Raw genomic sequence first — 19,658 nt, forward strand, 5'->3', positions numbered from 1 at the left:
AAATTTGACATTATGAAAAAAAACATTCTGATAGCAGACGATCACTATGTCGTAAGAATGGGCACTGCTATAATTATTGAAGGCGTCCATCCCGATTTTAGTATTGACCATGCAGAAAGCTTTCATGAAGTTCTTGAGAAATTAAATGAAAAGGACTATGACATGTTAATTCTTGACCTCGAAATGCCAGGAAGTACTTTCGAGCATATGATAAGGGATATAAGAAAAATACAGGACGACATCAATATTCTTATTTTTACAAGTCATAAAGAAAGCCAGGCAATATCTTATCTATCTGCAGGAGCTAACGGATACTTAAATAAATCCTGTGAAGACATCAAGATTATTGAAGCAGTAAACTCTATTTTTACTTCAGGATATTACTATCCACAGGCATTACTGCATGAAGTAATAAATAATGATTTTAATCCTTCCAGCAAAGTGTCCAGACCTTTGGATATGCTTTCTGAAAGGGAAGCGGAAATCTATCATCGGCTCGTGGATGGAAACGGTATTCTCGAAATATCTAATGTTCTCAATATTCACATGTCCACGGTAAGTACCCACAAGCTAAGAATATTTAAAAAACTCAATGTCCATTCGATCGCAGAATTAGTACATCTCCACAACAAGTATTACACTTAATACAGAAAAGCCGGTTATTATTAACCGGCTTTTTTAGAGCTCTTTTCAGATAAACTTCTATTTAATTTTAATATTAAAATGACTATATATCCGTAATAATACTACGATTAATCCGGTAAATAATAAAAAACATCTTATTACATTTGTCTACTAAATTTATATACCAATTGTAAAACATCTTCTTCTCGCCCAATTGGTGTGCTGAAAAATTTTCAGTTAAAACAAACAATAATCACAAAACTCTCTGTTTATAAGACTTCAGGTAAAAATGGAGTTTGAATTAATTGACCCTCACAGCAAGAGTCTCAATGATAACCCCTTATCCATAAACCAATAATAAAACATACATTTTCTTAAAAAGATTTAGCATTATCAATGATGAAAACATTTTTTTTATTTATCTCTTTATTTGCCTTTTTTATTACAAATGCCCAAACTGATTCAAATCAGGATATGAAATCAGTAATGTGTTATCTTAAATATAATAAGTTTGATAAGGCAGAACGTATAATAGATGAAAACTTTATTCATTCCTCTGATGACTCCAAAAAGGTGATTGGTTATATAGGATTATCCTTACATTATGACGCTTTACATCAATCGCAAGAAAGAATGGAGTTATTAAAAGATGCAAATGAAATTGCCAAAAAGACAAAAAGGTCATTAGATCTGGCATATGTAGAGTATGGTTATGCAAAATATCATCTGGGTAGAAAAGAGTTTGACTTATTTTTACAGGATTATGACAACGGTTTTGCAATTCTCAAAGGTTTAAAAAATGAAAAATTTCTGATCAGTATGTTTTATAATCTTAAAGCTAAATACTTGATCAATACTAATAGTAATGAAGGAAAGAATTTAAAAGATATAAAAGAAACCTCCATAAAAGCTGTTGAATATGCTGTAGAATCAGAAATTCCACTTTTGATTGATGTAGAAAGTGATAACAAATCACTGGAAATTTTCTATCATATTAATCAGAAAAACCAACTCATCAAAGAATTGATTGCAAAAAATAAAAGAGATATAAAACAAAAATACACCTTTCTTATTATGACCTTATTTTCTGGAGCAGGAATTCTTTTTTTGATATTTACTTTACAGTACAAGCAAAAGATTAATAGACACAATACAAATCTTCTCACTACAGAAAAGGAATACCTTAAAGAACAATATCGGATATTGACGCTACAAAGTGAAAGATTGCAAAAACAGACTATCGTAACATCGCTTCAGCTCAATTCCAAAAACGTGGTACTTAACGAGCTAAAGAATAATATAGAAAACAATAACATTCATCTTAAAAAGATATTAAAAGAAGACCAGTTGAAAGATCACGATTTCAATGAGCTTCAGCTTATGGCAAAAGAAGTTCATCCTAACTTCTTCAATAGAATTCAAAAAATTTCTAAAAATAAACTTACACATTTGGATTTGAAATATGCTGCTTATATTTATCTTAATATGAACAATTTTCAGATCTCAAATATTTTAAAAGTAGATCCTAAAACCGTAAGAGTAACAAAGTACAGGTTAAAACAAAAGATTGGTCTGAATAAAGAGGATGATCTATGTGGTTTTATTCAAAGCATAGCAGAAATAATATAAGTTATATTCAAAATACATAAGTAAATAATTAATCCTAATAGGTTCGAATTAAACAATAATTAAATAAATGTGACTCAATAGGAGTTTCTAAATCAGATATTCATTCAAGTAATTAATCAAGAGTTAGCCAGAAGAAATCGCCAATTGAAATCATAAACATTAATAAATTAAAGGGAGTAATAAAAATATTACTCCCTTTATCATTAAAATATTTATTACAGTGAAATTAATTTATTTATAATCTCTAAGGCCAATAACCTGTAAGAGGATTTCCTCCAGCTCCCCCCGGTGTTTTCGGGATGTCACTACCAAATCCAGGATCGATATTGGTCACTGAAACTGAAGTATCATAAATTCCATAGAGAACCACAGCCAGATTTGTTCCGGAATTAGCATAATCTCTTGAATTAAAAATAAAACGGTATTTAAATTTTTTATTTCCAAGACCATTAAACCATTCAGTACCTGAAGTGTTATTATTTAAAGTAAATGTTACACCTACTCCACTTACTTCAGGAAGAATTAAAGGTGAAAATGCTCCTGCATGCGCACCGATTTCGCCGGTTGTAATAGGTTTGTTTGAATTTCCCTGTAAGTAACAGTCAAGAGACCCTAAAGTTTCATTAGAGTTGATAGGTCCGTTCCACTTCTTAATCTGTCCCAAATCATCATCACTTGATCTTATAAATAATGAAGCTGACATTGCAGCACCTGAAGTATTTCTTACCCAGACTTTATAAAAGTCGGTTATACCTCCCTGGAAATTGTAGTTATCCTCAATTTCAAGTCTGATCATTCCATTATTAGCACCAGTCTTAAGTGAAGTTGGTTTCCCATGAATCATCGTTTCCCATACTTTTGGTTTTACATCTATAGTAAAAGAAGAATTTATTGTTGAACCTCCTGAAATAGTATTGCTCACATAATAAGTCGATTTCTGATTATTACTTCCATTATCTCCCATGGAAACTTCCTCTGCAGTCATTGGAAACTTACCTGTTGTAGCAGTAGCAGCCTTCAAAGTAATAGTTTGGCTTCCCGCAGCTACGGTGATTTCACCGCTGTCAAAGAAGATACCGTTCTTATCTGTTGATACCAATCTTAATTTACCCGGTTGGCTAACATTGATGGGTACACTTACTTTATTGGATGTTGTAAGGTTTGTTGCTACTGTATAAGTTCCGGAAGCAGTTGCTCCTGAACTGGTAAAAATTGCCGCACTGGCAGCAGCTGCAGGGTGAGAAATTTCAATACTGCATAATGATCCGTTAGAATTGGTCATTGGTAAACTTGTACTGGCAGTAGTAGGAGTTCCACTATAGGCAATATTAATTGAAGTTGTTGCAGATGTTGCTCCAGAAATACCCGCAAATGTGTAAGAAACCCCATTGATCGTTTGATTAATTGCAGGAATATCTTTTGTTCCTGTAACTACCACAGGTACTTTAACAACTCCCGTGCCTGATACTCCCTGGATCATAGCAGGAGTAACAGTTGCCATCGTACAATTAAAATTATAAGCATCAACAACCCCTGAGGAATTTTTAGTATAATTACATACTGATATCCCATTGCTTTTGACAATAAAATTCATTGTTGATGAAGAAGGAGATCCTGTAGCATTAGCAATGGTTACATTCTGTACCCCCGTCGAGGTAAACGTCCCCCCCGCTGAATATGCAATGCCATTATCAGAGGTAATACTTATAGCATAAGGCCCTATATGAGTCACATTGACACTCACTGTTATAGTATTTCCTGAAACAGAATTACCTACCGTATACGAATTAGTATCTGCAGCTGGAAACTGACCGCAATCTATTGTAAAATCAGCAAATGATGAGGGATCACATGAACTCTGGCACAATGATACCCATTTGTTCTGTGCAATATTCCAAAAGTTATAACATCCTGTATCGGTATTATAAATCAATAACCCATCACGACTGGCATCAATAGTTCCAGGTGAAATAGCATCTCTCTGCGCCTGAGTCATCCTTGGCAGCAGCACTCCTTTTGCAGTGGAAACAACATCTAGCATGGACTTGGCATTAGGATTTGTGGTACCAATTCCCACTTGCCCAAAGCCCATGCAACTTAACAGTAACAGAATAAAATAAACTATTTTTCTCATTGTTTTTTCTTTTTTAAATTTTTAGTTTGTTGAACAAGTTTGCCATGAGGAACCGGAATCGGAGAACCTTCCATACCACACATATGCTTCCATACATTTGACATAGCATGATAGTAATTAAAACACTTTTCATCAGTGTTATAAATTAAAAGACCGTCATCTTGCGAAGAAACAGCAATAGCATCTCTTTCCAAAGTAGTAAGCCTCGGAAATAATACACCGGCATCTTCAGACCCGACATCCAAAATTGCTTTTGAATCCGGTTGGAATGAAACATCCTTACTGATTCCCACACTTCCATTTTGTTGGGAATATGTTAACCCGGAAACAAAGCAAATAATAGCAATCAAATTTTTTTTCATTTGTAATGTATTATTGGTTAATAAAAAAATTTATATTTGAACAATTCTTAAGGCTAAGAAATGAATCAATCGAATAATTGTATAATGATTTAAATCAGTGGGCAAAGATTGGATTTTAAAAACATTTCTATCTAAATTTTGACATTACAATTAGTATACAATCAGGATATTCCGTATATACAAATCGTATACACAATAGCAAACACTTGATTTACAATGTATTATAGCGTTCATTTTTTTTAAAGCAGACAATTCATCATCCAGTTCAAGAGTGTTATTAATAAAAAATCCGGTCTCAAAAGACCGGATTAATAAAAAAGACTATACACCAAAATTAGTGCTATATGAATGAAAAAAGATTGGTTATAAATATTAACAGTAAAATGAATAAAGAATCTCTGAAATTACTGTTATAAATATCTGCTCGAATTATAGTAGAATCTGTAATCATATATTTTATGATCATTCTCCACTTTTTAAAAAATGGAGCATCTCCTATACTAAAGCTATAGTACATTCTTCGGATATGTATTTTAATTTCATCGGAGATGGAGTCCTCCCTGTCAGCCCATTCATGAAGTTCCTTCCATAAAACAACCTTTTTTGAAGCAGGGTTTTCTTTATCTGGAATGATAATACTAACTCTATCAGGTTCATAAATACCCCTCATCGCTATGGGTTTGTTGATAATACCTGGATATAGATTTAGATAAAAGGAAATTCGTAGTAGGAACTCCGTATTTGCGTAAGAGGGTATCGGTTTAAAAAACTCTGTCATTTTTTTTATGAAAGGGCTTTTCCGCAAGGTAAGTGTATCAATATGCAACTTTCCAAAAAGGCTCCCTAAAGTTAACTGCCCAGCAAATACAGCCTCAGGATGACATTTTTCACAAACAGTTGTCAGGCGGTTTTGATAAAGATGATAATATTTATCTTTTGCTTTTTTTGAATGGTAATGAACCCCCAAAGCTCCATATATCCCATCTACTTTGTCATTTTTAAATATTTCTCTTTCGGCATCAAATCTGTTGGGAAGATAGTGGTCATTGGCATTCAGAAATGCTATATAATCTCCTTTTGATTTTTCAATTCCAAGATTCCGGCTCACATCTGCACCATGATTCTGCAGATCTGAATGCTGAAAAAGTTTCACTTTTTCATACTTTCGCTCAAGGTCTTTACAGACATTTAATGACTGATCGTAAGATCCATCTTCAATAAGGATAACTTCGTAAACTTCTCCAAATTGTAAAGCAGATTCAACAGCGTTTGCAATAAGTACTTCTGCATTACAGACAGGGATAATAACGGAAATTTTCATTAAATAAATTTTTAACCTCTGCTGTGTTTATCTTCAGAATAAAAACAGATCCTTTATACATTCTGTAGTTTTTATGAGGATGATAAGCAAACGGTATATATGATTAAAATAACTCCTAATTCATTAGTATAGAGCTCCTGAAAATAATGCATTTGCTATTTTATAACGTTATAATCAAAAACAAGAGCTCCACCCGCCGGATCCAAATATGCTCCAACAAAACTCTTGAATTCATCATGCATAGCATCAAAATTTCCAGGATCATTCTGGAATGGTTTTCCAACATAATAATTACGGTCTTCAATGGATAGAAAACTCACGCGGAACGCTATCTCAAAATTAAGATCTGTCGCTGACGTGTTATTCTCATAGCCATATTCAATAAACTGAATATAAGGTTTACCATTTTTCGTGGAATTTTTGAGTTTTAAAAAGCGGTCGATCACCTCTTGTTTTTCGGCTTCTGTAATGGTTTTTCGAAATTTAAACAAGACCCAATGGTCCACTCTGTATCCTTTTCGGGGAAAATCACCATTCCCTTTTTCATTACTTGCAAAATCAAAACTGAATAATTCATTATTCAAATCCAGATATGGAGCAAGGGAAGATTTAAAGTTTTCATAACTAGATACAGAGATTTCAGATCCTGATAACTTTCCGTCAAAGTAATCACGGTCTTCATAAGACCTGAAAGAAATTCTAATTCCTACATCATATCCTCCTGAAAGTCCTTCTTTACTATTTTGGAAACCATATTCAACTTTTAAATAAGATCTACCTTTCCTTAAGGAACTACCTAATTCCGCGATTTTTCGAAAAAGTTTCTGTCTTTTTTCTTCAGAAAGATCTTTTTTTAATCTGATTAAAATCAATCTCTCGATTCTCTGCCTTGACTGCGGTGCTTCAAAATTCGGATCACATGACAAAGCAGAAAATGCCAGTACCGTCAAAACTCCTACACATAAAATTCTGAAAAGTTTTGAACCATTCTTATATCTGCTCATTGTATACTGGTTAATAACTTCACAATATTCCCATAGCAAATCTTCACTCTCTGTACTTATTTGTTTTTTTTGCCTTTCTATCATAATTTTAGTGTTATGTAAATACCATGATCAAGGTTTTTGATCTTTTCATATTTCGCCCCACAGATACTTCCGCTAATAGTATACTTGCCTTTTTCAAGTACAATAAAATTTTCACCATCATGGGGAACTGCAAGATCATGTTCTTCAACTCCTTCTTTAATATGCAAAATAGTATTACAGTGGCTATGATTTTTAACAAATAATATTGCATTAGGTGAATCCCGATTATTATTGAACATTTCATTCAAAAAATCTACAGTCTTATCCTTATGGTTGATCTTATCAGATTGTAAAAGTTTTTCAAATTTATCAGAATCAACATCTTCAATAAAGCTCTTTTGTACCATTACCGGTCTGGCTTCGATGGATCTTGAATCCGCAGACCTTTTCGTCCAGGCGTTATTTTTAAGCTCTATGATCCTTTTCTTTAATAAAGAATTCTTTGGATCATCCGGATGAGCCCTGTCAAGATAATTCTGAATCTCGCTAATATCATTACTTGACAAAATATTATATGCGCTTTTTGTTCCGCTGCATTGAATCGATATCACAGACAGCATAAGCAAAAGCATAGCTTTTACTATTTCTTTCATCATTGTATTTTTTATTAATAAATAAATTTTAGATGTTAAGGTAACTAACCGACGCCAGCTGTATATTTGGTAACCCACTTATGCAGGGTAGTTTTTGGAATACCATATTCTAGAGTAACCTCATTGATTGTTTTCTGCTTACTAGTCACCAGCTCAATCATAAAATCAATAACTTCTTTAGTATATATATTTTTCCTGAATTTTGGCATTGTACTCTTATGACTGGAATTATTCTGCGCAATAGTAGATGCAGGTGCATATAAAATCAGATGTTGTGAATAAATACGAAAAAAATCATATTCTAACAGTTTACTCCACAACAGCAGATATTTCGAATCTATACTTTCTTCTTTGTACATACTAGAAACCTCTACAGGGCTTAACGATAAAAAGGAACAGATTCTGGATTCACTTATAGCTAATTCAACAACCCTTTTCTTCAAAAGGTCTCCGATATGTATGTTTTTAAATATATTAGAACTCATATTTATGTATACTTATTCACTTACTTGATTATTTATAAAAACAATTTTTTCCATTTTGTCACCGTATTCCGGCTAAGCTTGAAATATGCTGCTAACTGCAGATTGCTGCACTTATACTTTTTTTGATAGTCAAGAATTTTTAAAATTGTCACAGGATCATAAGACTTATGCTTTGCATTAAAAGATATCGCTTCAACATCATCCTTCTCGGTGATGATACTACTGATTTTCAACACATCATAACTCATCAGATGATCTTTTTCAAGAAAAAATCTACATTTTTCCATCAGGTGAGGATACTTTAAAGTGATAAGGTCCGTATATATTTTCTTATAGTCAGGCATTCTGGATGCCGGAGACTTTCTTTTTTTATTATTCTTCATATTATTCTTTTGCATTTTTATTGTTGAGGTGCTACATAAGGCCTTGGAGGCCTGCGAATTTTTCTCCATAATTCTGTTGAAGGATCGGCAAGCGCTTTTAATACTAGTTCAACTGTACTTTCCCGTGTTACAATCTTTCCCTGCTGATCAATAACAAATAATGTAGGGGTTGCCTGAACACCATAGTTTATAAAATTAGAGCCTTTCATTCCCTGAAGATCACAGGATAATAAGCCTTTCCACTGCATACTTTTGGAAGTTTCTTCAAACACCTTTTGATCACTATCAGCTGATATGGCAACGATACGTATCCCACTTTTTATAAGTTCGTCCTGCTTTGTGGAAAGCTCCTTCATTACAGCATCACAATGTCCACAATCTGATACATAAAATACAACAAGAGTCTTCTTATAACCTTTATCAGTGAAGTCGAGTATTCTTCGTGACTGCTCAGAAATTTTTTGAGAACTTATTGTAAGTTCTGGTGCTTTTCCTCCAACAGTAGCTTTTTGATATACTGCCATTACACCAGCATAAGAACTAACTTTTCCTGAGTTAAGGATAATGGGTGAAAGCTTGGTAATAATATTATCATTTCCAGATTTGGTAAGATAATAAGTTACACGTTCTGCAAAGGCTGTATAGAGTTTAACATCAGAAATCCGATCTCCAATACGTTTAAAATCTTGCATGAAAATCGTACCTCCATCTTTTTTTTCTTCCAGTGCAGTAAACATTTCGATAACACTGTCCCAGTGTCCAGAAGTAAAAAGAGCATCCCAGGAAATATCTTTAGTGATCGTGCGTACGATTTCTTTTCCATTGTCTTCTTCATTTTCTTTTAAAGCAGCTCCCAATCCATTAGTAAGATTCACAATCCTGAGAAAATTGGAAGCATAATCCTCTTTTTTCAAAAGACTTTTCTGAAAATCTGAATAGTTATTTTTCTGTAAAGTAAGTTCCTGCTGATAAAGATTATAATTTTTATTATCTTTTGGATAAGCTCTTGTGACCATTGCCATAGCTGTAAATTGATCCACAATACCTTTCTGTTGTTTGTACTGAGAATCCAGCAAACTATTTTCATCATTGTCTTTGTAAATGATATTTTTATTATCAGGTACAGCAGATACACATTCAATAGAAAAGTCGTGCCCTGGAATAATCATATCAAGACCTCCCCCTTCCTGGGTATTGGTAATAAGCCAGCGGGACATTCCTTTGTAAGGAGAAAATTCTTTTGGTACATTCAGAACGAATCTTCCGTCCTCAGGTATCGTTCCTTTTTGCACTTTGGTATCTTTTCCCACAAAAGTAATGAAGTCATAGGTCTTTCCGGCAAATTGAGGAAAATACATATTAATAGACTGTCCAGAAATACCTGTGACTGTAAATGAGAATATGATAAGCCAAATAAGTTTGTTTGTGTAATACATAAGTTTTAACAAATTATAATATGTTAATAGTTTTTTAAAAAATTACTTTCAATCAATTTTCAAGTGCAGTTTTATATATTTTATTGTTAATAGTAGTGAGGTGTCGTACTGTTATTGAAGTAGAAATTAAATGCTTGTACAATTGTTCTCACTAGCAAATACGGACTATACTCCTCCTATCTTCGGTACGTCTTTAGAATAGACATCAATCTATTAGTAAACTTTATGTTTTTTAAATATAGACTAAGAACCATTGCCACAATAGGTATCTAAATTAGTTTATACATGGTTATATTTACTCACAATAATTAGTTATCAATCATTTTATAATGACTTGATAAAATGTGCAGCAATGGTATTGCACTTGCTGCACACAGTTAAGGAAATTAAGAACTCATTATTTAAAATGGAGATTTAATAATGATTTGATTATATCAAAATTATTCTGAAATACAGCGTACTGAAAAACCACTTGCACGGCTACCAATAAAATTATGTCCTGGATTAACCGAAGTATTATTAAAGAAAAGACTGTAGGCTCCCCCTGTATACTCTGTACTGCTCCAATAATACCCACTGCTGCTTCGGTAGTATAAAGCTCCTCCAGAATAACCACGATAACCTGCAGCAGGGAAAGTTATAATACTTCCGTTATTATGGAAAACTTTCGCAGTACTATAGTTATTATTTGCTCCTGACCAGCTTCCCAAGTTGGTTGTTGTACTTGCAGAATTAAATCCTTGCCATTCATATCGACTGAGAACTCTGAATCCTGCAGGACAAGGATCATTACCAGTTTTTACAGGACTGTTTTCAGTTCCGCTATTCCAAGCCATGTTTCCTCCCGAAGTCACAGTCCACCCTGAAATTGCACCTGATCCTGTATAAGCAGTAGCTACAACATTCTTTCTACCCCATTGATAATAGTTACCCATAATAGCCTGTACAGGAGTATTAGGATCTAGTGACATATCTGCTCCTAAATTGTGAGTCATGATCTGACGAGTCTCACCATTTACAATTACAGGAACTACATCAGGAAAACTACCAGCAGGTTGAATCGTACGACTAAAACCACAAGTTTGTCCACCAAAATCAATATCAAAAATAGCTGTCCCTGCTGCAGAAGGAGTACCAGTAATATTAAAGATCAATGTACCATTTCCGTTATTTAATGTTCCAGAAGCAAGAACAGCAGTAAGACCGGTTACCCCAATTGAATTAACAGTCTGCGATGAATAAATACCTCCATTACCTCCGGTATAAGGGATACTTGTACTTACTCCAGCTGCTGGAGCATTAGCAATTACAACTCCAATATCACTAGAACCAGAACATAAAAGCTGAGTAACTGCCGCAGTGCTTGTTCCACTAGAAATCATCTTTACCCAGCGGTTACTGCCGGCATCAAAATAATAAAATCCAGGTCCATCCATTCCTTCTACCTGTCCTGTACGATTACTTGGATCAGGAGCTTCAGTAACAAATACTAGTGCAGAATTCTGAGCTTCAGCATATACACCAACAGCGTCTGCTGCTTTAAGAGAATTTCCTGTCACACGGGGAACCATAAATCCTTCTGAGGCACTTCCATCAGTTGTTTTACTTGTAACATCCAAAGTAGTTTTTGGTGTTAAACTATTGATACCTACTTGCCCGTAAGATAGAGTACAAGAGAACAATATGGGTAATAAATACTTTTTTTTCATTTGATAAATATTTTAATGATTATTTCTTTTTTTGTTAGATTTTCTATATCAATTTTACTTATAGTAATTATAATTTTAAATAATCAAGAAAAGCCCCTTACACAAATTTAACATCTACCCGTCAAATAAAATACTGATTACCAGTCGTATTATCACTAATACACTCTAGTTTTTAAACTACTAACCACTTGGAATTCTTTCTATTTAAACATGAAAAATGTGGCAAAATATATTTGCCACACAAAGGGTAAACCCAAAAAGACTAAGGATGAAAAAAAATAGTAATTAAATTACTGACTATGATGTTTAAAAAAGATATCGTAGTAGAAAAAGTCCCGGCATCTGAAACGCGAACAGTGCCGGGCACTCAGGAATAAAATAATAAGGATAGCATTATGTTTTGATATGAAAAAATATATACATCTACTGTTTTGTTATCCTGACACTATAACCGAATTTTATAAAGAAAGTTTTCTTATTTCCACGTAGTTTTATCCACAATATGGTATATAAAGGAATAGGTCTAAGAGAAAAAAGCCAAACAAACCCGAAACCAAATCTTACATAAAACAGGCATACATAGTGTCTTCTATTATTCTAATTCAAAATTTGTTTTTAATTTTCTTTATAATAAGATTCTATATCACTAACATTACCTCTAATAATAGGAGAAAGAATTAGTTCACTATCATCAACTTCTTTAATAAGGAAAGTATCAATTCCTTTGGGAACCAGATCGACAATTTCAGTACTATACCATAGATAAAGTGTATCATCAGATACATTCCATTTCTCGTACTGTAAAGTATGAATATTCACCGAAGCAGCGGTACCATTTTCCTGTAATTCAAACCCTTGAGCTTCTCTTTGCTGACCTCCAATAGGTCGCAGCCATTTTCCAGCTAGCTTCTCCCTGTTGGGGTTAAGAACAGAGGCTGTAGATGAAAATCCAATTGCCGATTTTTTTTCGGAAGATGGACTGCACGCAGTCATTACGCCAAAAAGAGTTAATAGAATTGATTTTTTCATATTTGTGTCATTAGAATTATAGTTTTTAACTAATTGTGTAAAAGATCTCACTATATAACCACCGATACTTTCATATTATAAACCCATGCGGCAATAGTTTGCTGCATAGGTTTATTCTTAAGTTCATTTTTTTAACCTATTGATAGAATGAACTAAATGTTTAAAAATCTTCAATAGAAAAAATAATTTATTCTGAGATACAACGAATCGACATTGCGGCGTTGCGATCGCTGTGATATGTGACATTAATATCACTGACAGTGAACCTAATTCCATAAGCTGCTGTAGTGTTAGTGCTCTCGGAACTAGTCCAATAATAGCCGACATTACCTCGGGAGCCCAATGCTCCCCCATTCGCATTTTGGCGGCTCCCTGCCGCAGGAAAGGTTACAATATTTCCATTATTAGTGAAAACTTTCGCAGTACCGAAGTTAGTATCTGACAAAGTCCAGCTTCCAATATTAGAGTTTGTACTGGCTGTATTAAATCCTATGAATTCATTTTGGGTAAGCACCCTGAAACCGTTTGGACATGGATCGTTAACAGTCTTTACAGGTGCAGCAGCAGTTCCGCTGTTCCAGGCCTTAGAGGGTGTGGCAGCTGTATTCCATCCCGAAATGGCAGCAGCACTCGTATACGCTGTAGCCGCTACATTCTTTTTACCCCACTGGTAATAGTTACCCATAATCGCTTGATTAGGAACATTAGGATCCTGCGATGTATCAGCTCCCAGATTATGTGTCAGCATCTGACGAATTTGCCCATTAATAATAACCGGAACTACATCAGGAAAAGAACCATTAGGCTGTACTGTTCTCGTAAAGCCACAGTTAAATCCTGAAAAATCTATATCAAACACAGCAGTTCCTGCAGCTGAGGGGGTTCCTGTTATATTAAAGATCAATGAACCGCTCCCGTTATTCAATGTTCCTGAAAGAAGTACTGCCGTCAAGCCAGTTACTCCCGTAGAAGGAATACTCATTCCCGAATAAATTCCTCCATTCCCCCCGCTATAAGGAATGGTAGTCTCAACTCCCGCAGACACTTCACCGGCCTCCAGTACACCAATATGTGTAGCAGAAGAACACAAAAGCTGGCTAACAGCTGCTGTGTTCGTACCGCTGGAAACCATTTTTACCCAACGGTTGCTGCCGGCATCAAAATAATAAAATCCAGAAGCATCCATTCCTTCTACCTGTCCGGTACGATTGTTGGGATCAGGAGCTTCAGTAACAAATACCAGTGCAGAATGCTGATCATCAGCATATACACCTGCAGCTTCAGCTGCTTTAAGGGAATTCCCTGTCACACGGGGAACCATAAATCCTTCAGAGGTACTTCCATCAGTGGTTTTACTCCTAACATCCAAAGTAATTTTTGGTGTTAGATTATTGATCCCTATTTGTCCGTAAGATAGAGCACTAAGGAAAAATACAGGTAATAAATACTTTTTTTTCATTTGATAAATATTTTAATGATTATTTCTTTTTTTGTTAGATTTTCTATATCAATTTTACTTATAGTAATTATAATTTTAAATAATCAAGAAAAGCCCCTTACACAAATTTAACATCTACCCGTCAAATAAAATACTGATTACCAGTCGTATTATCACTAATACACTCTAGTTTTTAAACTACTAACCACTTGGAATTCTTTCTATTTAAACATGAAAAATGTGGCAAAATATATTTGCCACATAAAGGGTAAACCCAAAAAGACTAAGGATGAAAAAAAATAGTAATTAAATTACTGACTATGATGTTTAAAAAAGATATCGTAGCAGAAAAAGTCCCGGCATCTGAAACGCGAACAGTGCCGGGCACTCAGGAATAAAATAATAAGGATAGCATTATGTTTTGATATGAAAAAATATATACATCTACTGTTTTGTTATCCTGACACTATAACCGAATTTTATAAAGAAAGTTTTCTTATTTCCACGTAGTTTTATCCACAATATGGTATATAAAGGAATAGGTCTAAGAGAAAAAAGCCAAACAAACCCGAAACCAAATCTTACATAAAACAGGCATACATAGTGTCTTCTATTATTCTAATTCAAAATTTGTTTTTAATTTTCTTTATAATAAGATTCTATATCACTAACATTACCTCTAATAATAGGAGAAAGAATTAGTTCACTATCATCAACTTCTTTAATAAGGAAAGTATCAATTCCTTTGGGAACCAGATCGACAATTTCAGTACTATACCATAGATAAAGTGTATCATCAGATACATTCCATTTCTCGTACTGTAAAGTATGAATATTCACCGAAGCAGCGGTACCATTTTCCTGTAATTCAAACCCTTGAGCTTCTCTTTGCTGGCCTCCAATAGGTCGCAGCCATTTTCCAGCTAGCTTCTCCCTGTTGGGGTTAAGAACAGAGGCAGTAGATGAAAATCCAATTGCCGATTTTTTTTCGGAAGATGGACTGCACGCAGTCATTACGCCAAAAAGAGTTAATAGAATTGATTTTTTCATATTTGTGTCATTTAAATTGTAAAGAGTTATAAAAAATTCATCGCCCCCATTAAATTCTACACATTAATTTATTATTGCTTTTTGACTCAATGTTATGGTACAAATGTAAAGGCTTATTGTGAAATATAACACTGAATACGAGTCATATTATAACTAATAAATTATAGTATTTTCACTAATTACATCAATACATTAGCACAATCATCTTTACTGTCATATAATAAAAAAATGCGGCAATATCTTGCCGCACGGGGGTATTTAAACCAAAACACTAAGGATGAAAAGTTAGTATTTCTAAAATGGATATGACTGTGAAGCTCTAACAAATTATTTTTACAATTAAAACACAAAAAATTGTGTCATACTTAGTGCTTACGATTCTTTAAACCCCATGATAAATTCAACCTTATCAATTTTTTGTTATCTCAGTTTTACAATAATTTTAGTTCAAGAAATCAATAATTAAAAACCTGGCAAAAGTTGTACTCTGCCAGGTACCCAAATTTAATAATATGATAGCGTGTAAATCCTTTGCATTGTTTCTACTTATATATTTTTGTACTTTTTATATACATCTTCAATACGTCAAATGTAAGGCGATGTTTTTTCAATATGAAATCATTTAAAGTCACATTATCACTAGTGTTGAGTAGTTTTTTAACTAATGTTCAGGGTTGATTCAATTGCAATCTGGAATTATTTATCTTTAGTATATGCCTCCTCTTCAGTGCTGTTGGCTCCCGCTGGAGAAATCACTAAATTATTAATATCAAGTTTTTTGATAATTAAAGTGTCTACACCGTTTGAAACTTGTTTAACACCTTCTGTATGATACCAAAGGAAAAGAGTATCCTGCGCAACCATCCACTTATCGTACTGTAAAGTATGAATATTCAGTGAAGTAGCCACTCCGTTGTCATAAAGTTCAAAGCCTTGTTTTTCACTTTCCATACCGGGTATAGGCTGAAGCCATTTCCCTAAAAGTTTGGTTCTTTGTGAACTAAAATCTTTGGCAGAGTCTGAATTTTTATTTCCTGAAGGCGAATTACATGCAGTTAATGCAACAAGGGAAATCCATAAGATGGTTTGTTTTTTCATAACATGTTAGATTTAGAGTTTTCAAAAATGATTATTTATAAAAATGATTATTACAAAGATTATTCTTTATTATATAAATACTTTCGTATAATTTTATATATTTTATCAGAATTATGTAAAATTAAATCATATCTATTTTAGCTTGAACAAAAACAATATAGATTTATATTGAGAATAGTGTAAAATTATCACTACAATATTTTTAAATATTAGTATTTTATTGATTACCAACTAAATACACTTCAATTACAATGTGTATTTTGTATTTTCGCAACTTACAAATGATTCCATAATTACTTTGAAAATCATTTTTCCAAATTGTAAGTATTAATTTAAATAATCAAGCATGAAAATAGTATTAAATTCTCTTTTTGCAGTACTCAAAATATTAACTGATCCCTTTATTTTATTTATTGCGATGGCTGCAATTATTATTGTTTTAAGAAGAAAGGATAAATATAAGACTGCTTGGGTGGGAGTGGCTATAGCTATATCGTCTATGTTAATAATAATGACTGGTATTTTAGGAAAACTCACAGCAAGGTATCTGCAGGAGGAATATCCTACTCAACTGCCATCTGTTTCTTCTCCTTCCGTAATTGTGATTCTTGGGGGAGGTACTGTCCGATTAAACCAAATTCAGCAAAGTCATATTATCTCCTATTCCAGGCTTATTACAGTTTTTAAACTATATAAGAGTGCAAAACAAAATAAGCAGCCATGTAAAATACTGGCCTCAGGAAACGGAAATAACAATGGCGTTTCTGAGGCAGCACTTTATGCCAGGACTCTTACCGAAATGGGAATTCCAGAAACCGATATTATAAAAGAAGAAAAGAGTATGAACACGTTTGAAAATGCTAAATATACAAGTGCAATAATAAAAAAACTACCTGCTCCCAAAGTATATCTCGTAACTTCAGGTTTCCATGTCAAAAGATCTGCCATACTCTTTAAAACTTTTGGTGTAAATACCATACCCTGTCCTTCTGATTTAATGAATACGCATCTTACACCGGTTCCCAATTCATATAACTGTACAATGACTTCCTTAATGTTAAGTGAAATAGTAGGAATATGGCAGGTTCAGCTCTATAACAGCCTAAGGCTTAATTAACAATATTTAATATATTATCCTGTTCTGAATAAGAAAATAATGATATAAAAAGCCAGCCGTAATTATCAATTACGGCTGGCAAAAAAATAAGTGAAAACCAAAGCTTATCATCAAATCCTGATAAACTATCTTCCTGAAAAAAACTGAAAACCATCTACTTATAAACCAATATTATACTATTTTACTCGGAGATTCTGAGAAATCTATCTGCTGTATTTCAATTGTATGGTTATTTGATTAAAATGCCGGAGTGGAATGACTTCTCCGGCGATAACCACAAATTAATGATAATAGAATTTTAATTATGTTAAACTACGCTCATCCCGTTTTTTCACACCATACAATTAACTATAAAATAATGCTTACCAAAAAAAGTGTGAAATTCTTTATCTATGTTTTGTATTGTAAATGTACCATCTAAATCTCATATAACAGACTAATAATCTGTAGTTTTATCTATATTCAAATGTCAAAAAAACACTATATGCCTACTCCTGATATGTCCCGTTTATTTGTTTGGCAATAGCTTCAGCATTAGAGATAAAGTGTTCTGCTAAAAGCGTGTTAATGTTATTAAGCTTACTTTGCTTTTCATTTTCTGTTGATATTTCCTTCCTAAGATTAAATCTGTTTTTAATATTTCTTTCGTTGTTAAGCTGCTCTTTAAGCTGATTAATTGTTGACACTGAAAGAGCTATTTTTTTAAGCAGGCTTTGATAATCATTTCGCGTATTGGTCATTCCACCAAAAATATCCTGGAATACTATATGTTCCGCTCGGTATATTACCTGCTTGTTAGTAATCTCAATAATATTGGTATAAGAAGGAATAGTAGACTGAGAGTCATTGTAATGCACTAAGGGTAACCTCTCTTCAAACGAAAGAATACCCGATCTTTGGTCATTCTTATTCAGGGTATATTGAGAAGAATTATTCATAATCCATTTTTTCAGAATGATATAGAGATCTTTCTTCTGTTTACCACTAGTTATGGTTTTGGTATAGGTGTAATCACCATCCGTCAGTTCTAATGTCTGAGCTTGTGAAATTGAAAAAAGAACAATAAAGAGAAATGATAATTTTTTCATGGTATAATTTTTAGCTGGTTGGTTAAAATTCGTTACTTTTTAGCTCTAGAAGATAAAAAGGCTGAAACCTTTGTCAGAGCTTCTTTTCCTGCATCTGTTTTCAAATTAAACTGATATTCATGAGGTAATACCGGATTATAATCTTTGGGATAGAATAAAGAATCAACTTTGACATTCATTTGAGCCAGCTTACGCACCAACGAATGGGATTGATTCGCTAAAGGATCTCCATTTCCCACGCTGATAAATGCAGGTGGAAATGTGGGAGAAATATAGTTATAAACTGAAGCTGGAGCAATTTTTGGATCATTCATAAAATCCTCCGTGCCGGTGTACGCCCAAAGGATCGTCTTTAAAAAACCTTTATACTTCCCCTCAAAATCAACCTGATTGAGATCGTAAGCACCACAGAATAAAATTACACCTGAAAGCTGTGCTCTTGTTATGGAAGGAAATATTTTCATTTCCGTAGCATATGAAGGTTCAGAAATAATATTGGCTAGCTGTGCGGCAATATGAGCTCCACCTGAATCACCGGCAATTATGATGGAGTCAGGGTCTACATGAAGATTTTTGTTATTATTGATAAGATAGTCCAACGCCTGATTAGCCTGAATGACCGGTGTAGGATAAGTATGTTCTGGAGCTATGGAATAATTGATAGCAACCACTGTAAATCCTTTTGCTGCAAGAATTTTACAGTAATTAGAAACATTCTCCTTACTCCCGGAAACCCATCCCCCGCCATGAATCCACATAATAGTGGGTAGCACTTTACGAATTCTGATCAGAGATTGTGGATAATATACATCAAGATAAGCGTCTTTATCATCTTTTTGATATTGCAGATTGCTTATTGTAGCAATCCCGGCAGGTACAAAGGACTGAAGGGCCTTTGCTGTTTTTTTACCATTTTTGTTGAAAGCAAGACGGATCAGCATAGCTTCAGGCCATGGACTGATCTGACAAAACATAAAGGATCCACTGCCTAAAATGATAAGGCAGATAAAGAACTTGATTGCAATCAGTTTCGTTGCCTTGAAAGCTTTGTTCATAAATATTATTTCCATGGTT

18 protein-coding genes are annotated in these 19,658 nt (G+C 33.7%); 3 read left to right on the forward strand and 15 right to left on the reverse strand.

The genetic code is table 11. The features are described 5' to 3' along the window. The first annotated feature begins 12 nt into the window (after positions 1–12). The gene (locus JOE44_RS07615) at positions 13–645 is read left to right on the forward strand and encodes a response regulator transcription factor (RefSeq protein ID WP_209785054.1); all 633 of its coding nucleotides are present in this window, start codon (positions 13–15) and stop codon (positions 643–645) included. 375 nt (positions 646–1,020) lie between these two features. Beyond that, positions 1,021–2,253 carry a hypothetical protein gene (locus JOE44_RS07620; protein WP_209785055.1) on the forward strand — a complete coding sequence of 411 codons (1,233 nt, stop codon included), beginning with the start codon at positions 1,021–1,023 and terminating at the stop codon, positions 2,251–2,253. Between the two features lie 244 nt (positions 2,254–2,497). Here JOE44_RS07620 and JOE44_RS07625 read toward each other — a convergent pair whose 3' ends face one another. The 13 genes from JOE44_RS07625 to JOE44_RS07685 form a co-directional block, all read right to left on the reverse strand. Further along, positions 2,498–4,387: a hypothetical protein gene (locus tag JOE44_RS07625; protein ID WP_209785056.1), complete on the reverse strand. Its 1,890-nt coding sequence runs from the start codon at positions 4,385–4,387 to the stop codon at positions 2,498–2,500. Further along, positions 4,384–4,749 (reverse strand): hypothetical protein, encoded by a 366-nt coding sequence (locus JOE44_RS07630; protein WP_209785057.1) that lies wholly within the window; start codon positions 4,747–4,749, stop codon positions 4,384–4,386. Before JOE44_RS07630 ends, JOE44_RS07625 begins: the two co-directional genes overlap by 4 nt. A 340-nt stretch (positions 4,750–5,089) precedes the next feature. After that, positions 5,090–6,070, reverse strand: coding sequence for a glycosyltransferase family 2 protein (locus JOE44_RS07635; RefSeq protein WP_209785058.1), 981 nt, complete (start codon positions 6,068–6,070; stop codon positions 5,090–5,092). Positions 6,071–6,225: 155 nt separating this feature from the next. Beyond that, entirely contained in the window at positions 6,226–7,158 is a 933-nt protein-coding gene (locus JOE44_RS07640; protein WP_209785059.1) for a Dabb family protein, read from the reverse strand. Continuing rightward, positions 7,155–7,754: a DUF6759 domain-containing protein gene (locus JOE44_RS07645; protein WP_209785060.1), complete on the reverse strand. Its 600-nt coding sequence runs from the start codon at positions 7,752–7,754 to the stop codon at positions 7,155–7,157. The genes JOE44_RS07640 and JOE44_RS07645 overlap by 4 nt, the downstream gene beginning before the upstream one ends. A gap of 41 nt (positions 7,755–7,795) precedes the next feature. Next, positions 7,796–8,236 carry a transposase gene (locus JOE44_RS07650; protein ID WP_209785061.1) on the reverse strand — a complete coding sequence of 147 codons (441 nt, stop codon included), beginning with the start codon at positions 8,234–8,236 and terminating at the stop codon, positions 7,796–7,798. Positions 8,237–8,268: 32 nt separating this feature from the next. After that, positions 8,269–8,619, reverse strand: a complete 351-nt coding sequence (locus JOE44_RS07655) for a helix-turn-helix domain-containing protein (protein WP_223601890.1) — start codon at positions 8,617–8,619, stop codon at positions 8,269–8,271. A 17-nt stretch (positions 8,620–8,636) separates the two neighbouring features. After that, complete coding sequence (locus JOE44_RS07660) at positions 8,637–10,055, reverse strand: TlpA disulfide reductase family protein (protein WP_209785063.1); 1,419 nt, start codon at positions 10,053–10,055, stop codon at positions 8,637–8,639. A gap of 440 nt (positions 10,056–10,495) precedes the next feature. Beyond that, a complete protein-coding gene (locus JOE44_RS07665; RefSeq protein ID WP_209785064.1) occupies positions 10,496–11,764 on the reverse strand; it encodes an FISUMP domain-containing protein in 1,269 nt (422 codons plus the stop codon). A 615-nt stretch (positions 11,765–12,379) separates the two neighbouring features. Next, a complete protein-coding gene (locus tag JOE44_RS07670) occupies positions 12,380–12,793 on the reverse strand; it encodes a lipocalin family protein (RefSeq protein ID WP_209785065.1) in 414 nt (137 codons plus the stop codon). Positions 12,794–12,980: 187 nt separating this feature from the next. After that, positions 12,981–14,252, reverse strand: a complete 1,272-nt coding sequence (locus tag JOE44_RS07675) for an FISUMP domain-containing protein (RefSeq protein ID WP_209785066.1) — start codon at positions 14,250–14,252, stop codon at positions 12,981–12,983. Between the two features lie 615 nt (positions 14,253–14,867). Further along, on the reverse strand, positions 14,868–15,281 hold the full coding sequence (locus JOE44_RS07680) for a lipocalin family protein (RefSeq protein ID WP_209785065.1): 414 nt from the start codon (positions 15,279–15,281) through the stop codon (positions 14,868–14,870). A gap of 696 nt (positions 15,282–15,977) precedes the next feature. Further along, a complete protein-coding gene (locus tag JOE44_RS07685) occupies positions 15,978–16,379 on the reverse strand; it encodes a lipocalin family protein (protein ID WP_209785067.1) in 402 nt (133 codons plus the stop codon). A 346-nt stretch (positions 16,380–16,725) separates the two neighbouring features. Between JOE44_RS07685 and JOE44_RS07690 the strand changes: the two genes are divergently transcribed. Next, positions 16,726–17,496 (forward strand): YdcF family protein, encoded by a 771-nt coding sequence (locus tag JOE44_RS07690; protein WP_209785068.1) that lies wholly within the window; start codon positions 16,726–16,728, stop codon positions 17,494–17,496. 488 nt (positions 17,497–17,984) lie between these two features. On the opposite strand, the gene JOE44_RS07695 is transcribed toward JOE44_RS07690, so the two are convergent. Next, on the reverse strand, positions 17,985–18,584 hold the full coding sequence (locus tag JOE44_RS07695; protein WP_209785069.1) for a hypothetical protein: 600 nt from the start codon (positions 18,582–18,584) through the stop codon (positions 17,985–17,987). Positions 18,585–18,616: 32 nt separating this feature from the next. Beyond that, on the reverse strand, positions 18,617–19,654 hold the full coding sequence (locus tag JOE44_RS07700) for an alpha/beta hydrolase (RefSeq protein WP_209785070.1): 1,038 nt from the start codon (positions 19,652–19,654) through the stop codon (positions 18,617–18,619). Between the last annotated feature and the right edge of the window lie 4 nt (positions 19,655–19,658).

Origin of the sequence: Chryseobacterium sp. PvR013 (assembly GCF_017833095.1) — a bacterium.
GTDB classification, from domain to species: Bacteria; Bacteroidota; Bacteroidia; order Flavobacteriales; family Weeksellaceae; genus Chryseobacterium; species Chryseobacterium culicis_A.

Bases quoted from the DNA above. Each gene is read 5' to 3' on its own strand.
- JOE44_RS07615 (WP_209785054.1), top strand. From the start codon at position 13: ATGAAAAAAAACATTCTGATAGCAGACGATCACTATGTCGTAAGAATG.
- JOE44_RS07620 (WP_209785055.1), top strand. From the start codon at position 1,021: ATGATGAAAACATTTTTTTTATTTATCTCTTTATTTGCCTTTTTTATT.
- JOE44_RS07625 (WP_209785056.1), bottom strand. From the start codon at position 4,387: ATGAGAAAAATAGTTTATTTTATTCTGTTACTGTTAAGTTGCATGGGC.
- JOE44_RS07630 (WP_209785057.1), bottom strand. From the start codon at position 4,749: ATGAAAAAAAATTTGATTGCTATTATTTGCTTTGTTTCCGGGTTAACA.
- JOE44_RS07635 (WP_209785058.1), bottom strand. From the start codon at position 6,070: ATGAAAATTTCCGTTATTATCCCTGTCTGTAATGCAGAAGTACTTATT.
- JOE44_RS07640 (WP_209785059.1), bottom strand. From the start codon at position 7,158: ATGATAGAAAGGCAAAAAAAACAAATAAGTACAGAGAGTGAAGATTTG.
- JOE44_RS07645 (WP_209785060.1), bottom strand. From the start codon at position 7,754: ATGATGAAAGAAATAGTAAAAGCTATGCTTTTGCTTATGCTGTCTGTG.
- JOE44_RS07650 (WP_209785061.1), bottom strand. From the start codon at position 8,236: ATGAGTTCTAATATATTTAAAAACATACATATCGGAGACCTTTTGAAG.
- JOE44_RS07655 (WP_223601890.1), bottom strand. From the start codon at position 8,619: ATGAAGAATAATAAAAAAAGAAAGTCTCCGGCATCCAGAATGCCTGAC.
- JOE44_RS07660 (WP_209785063.1), bottom strand. From the start codon at position 10,055: ATGTATTACACAAACAAACTTATTTGGCTTATCATATTCTCATTTACA.
- JOE44_RS07665 (WP_209785064.1), bottom strand. From the start codon at position 11,764: ATGAAAAAAAAGTATTTATTACCCATATTGTTCTCTTGTACTCTATCT.
- JOE44_RS07670 (WP_209785065.1), bottom strand. From the start codon at position 12,793: ATGAAAAAATCAATTCTATTAACTCTTTTTGGCGTAATGACTGCGTGC.
- JOE44_RS07675 (WP_209785066.1), bottom strand. From the start codon at position 14,252: ATGAAAAAAAAGTATTTATTACCTGTATTTTTCCTTAGTGCTCTATCT.
- JOE44_RS07680 (WP_209785065.1), bottom strand. From the start codon at position 15,281: ATGAAAAAATCAATTCTATTAACTCTTTTTGGCGTAATGACTGCGTGC.
- JOE44_RS07685 (WP_209785067.1), bottom strand. From the start codon at position 16,379: ATGAAAAAACAAACCATCTTATGGATTTCCCTTGTTGCATTAACTGCA.
- JOE44_RS07690 (WP_209785068.1), top strand. From the start codon at position 16,726: ATGAAAATAGTATTAAATTCTCTTTTTGCAGTACTCAAAATATTAACT.
- JOE44_RS07695 (WP_209785069.1), bottom strand. From the start codon at position 18,584: ATGAAAAAATTATCATTTCTCTTTATTGTTCTTTTTTCAATTTCACAA.
- JOE44_RS07700 (WP_209785070.1), bottom strand. From the start codon at position 19,654: ATGGAAATAATATTTATGAACAAAGCTTTCAAGGCAACGAAACTGATT.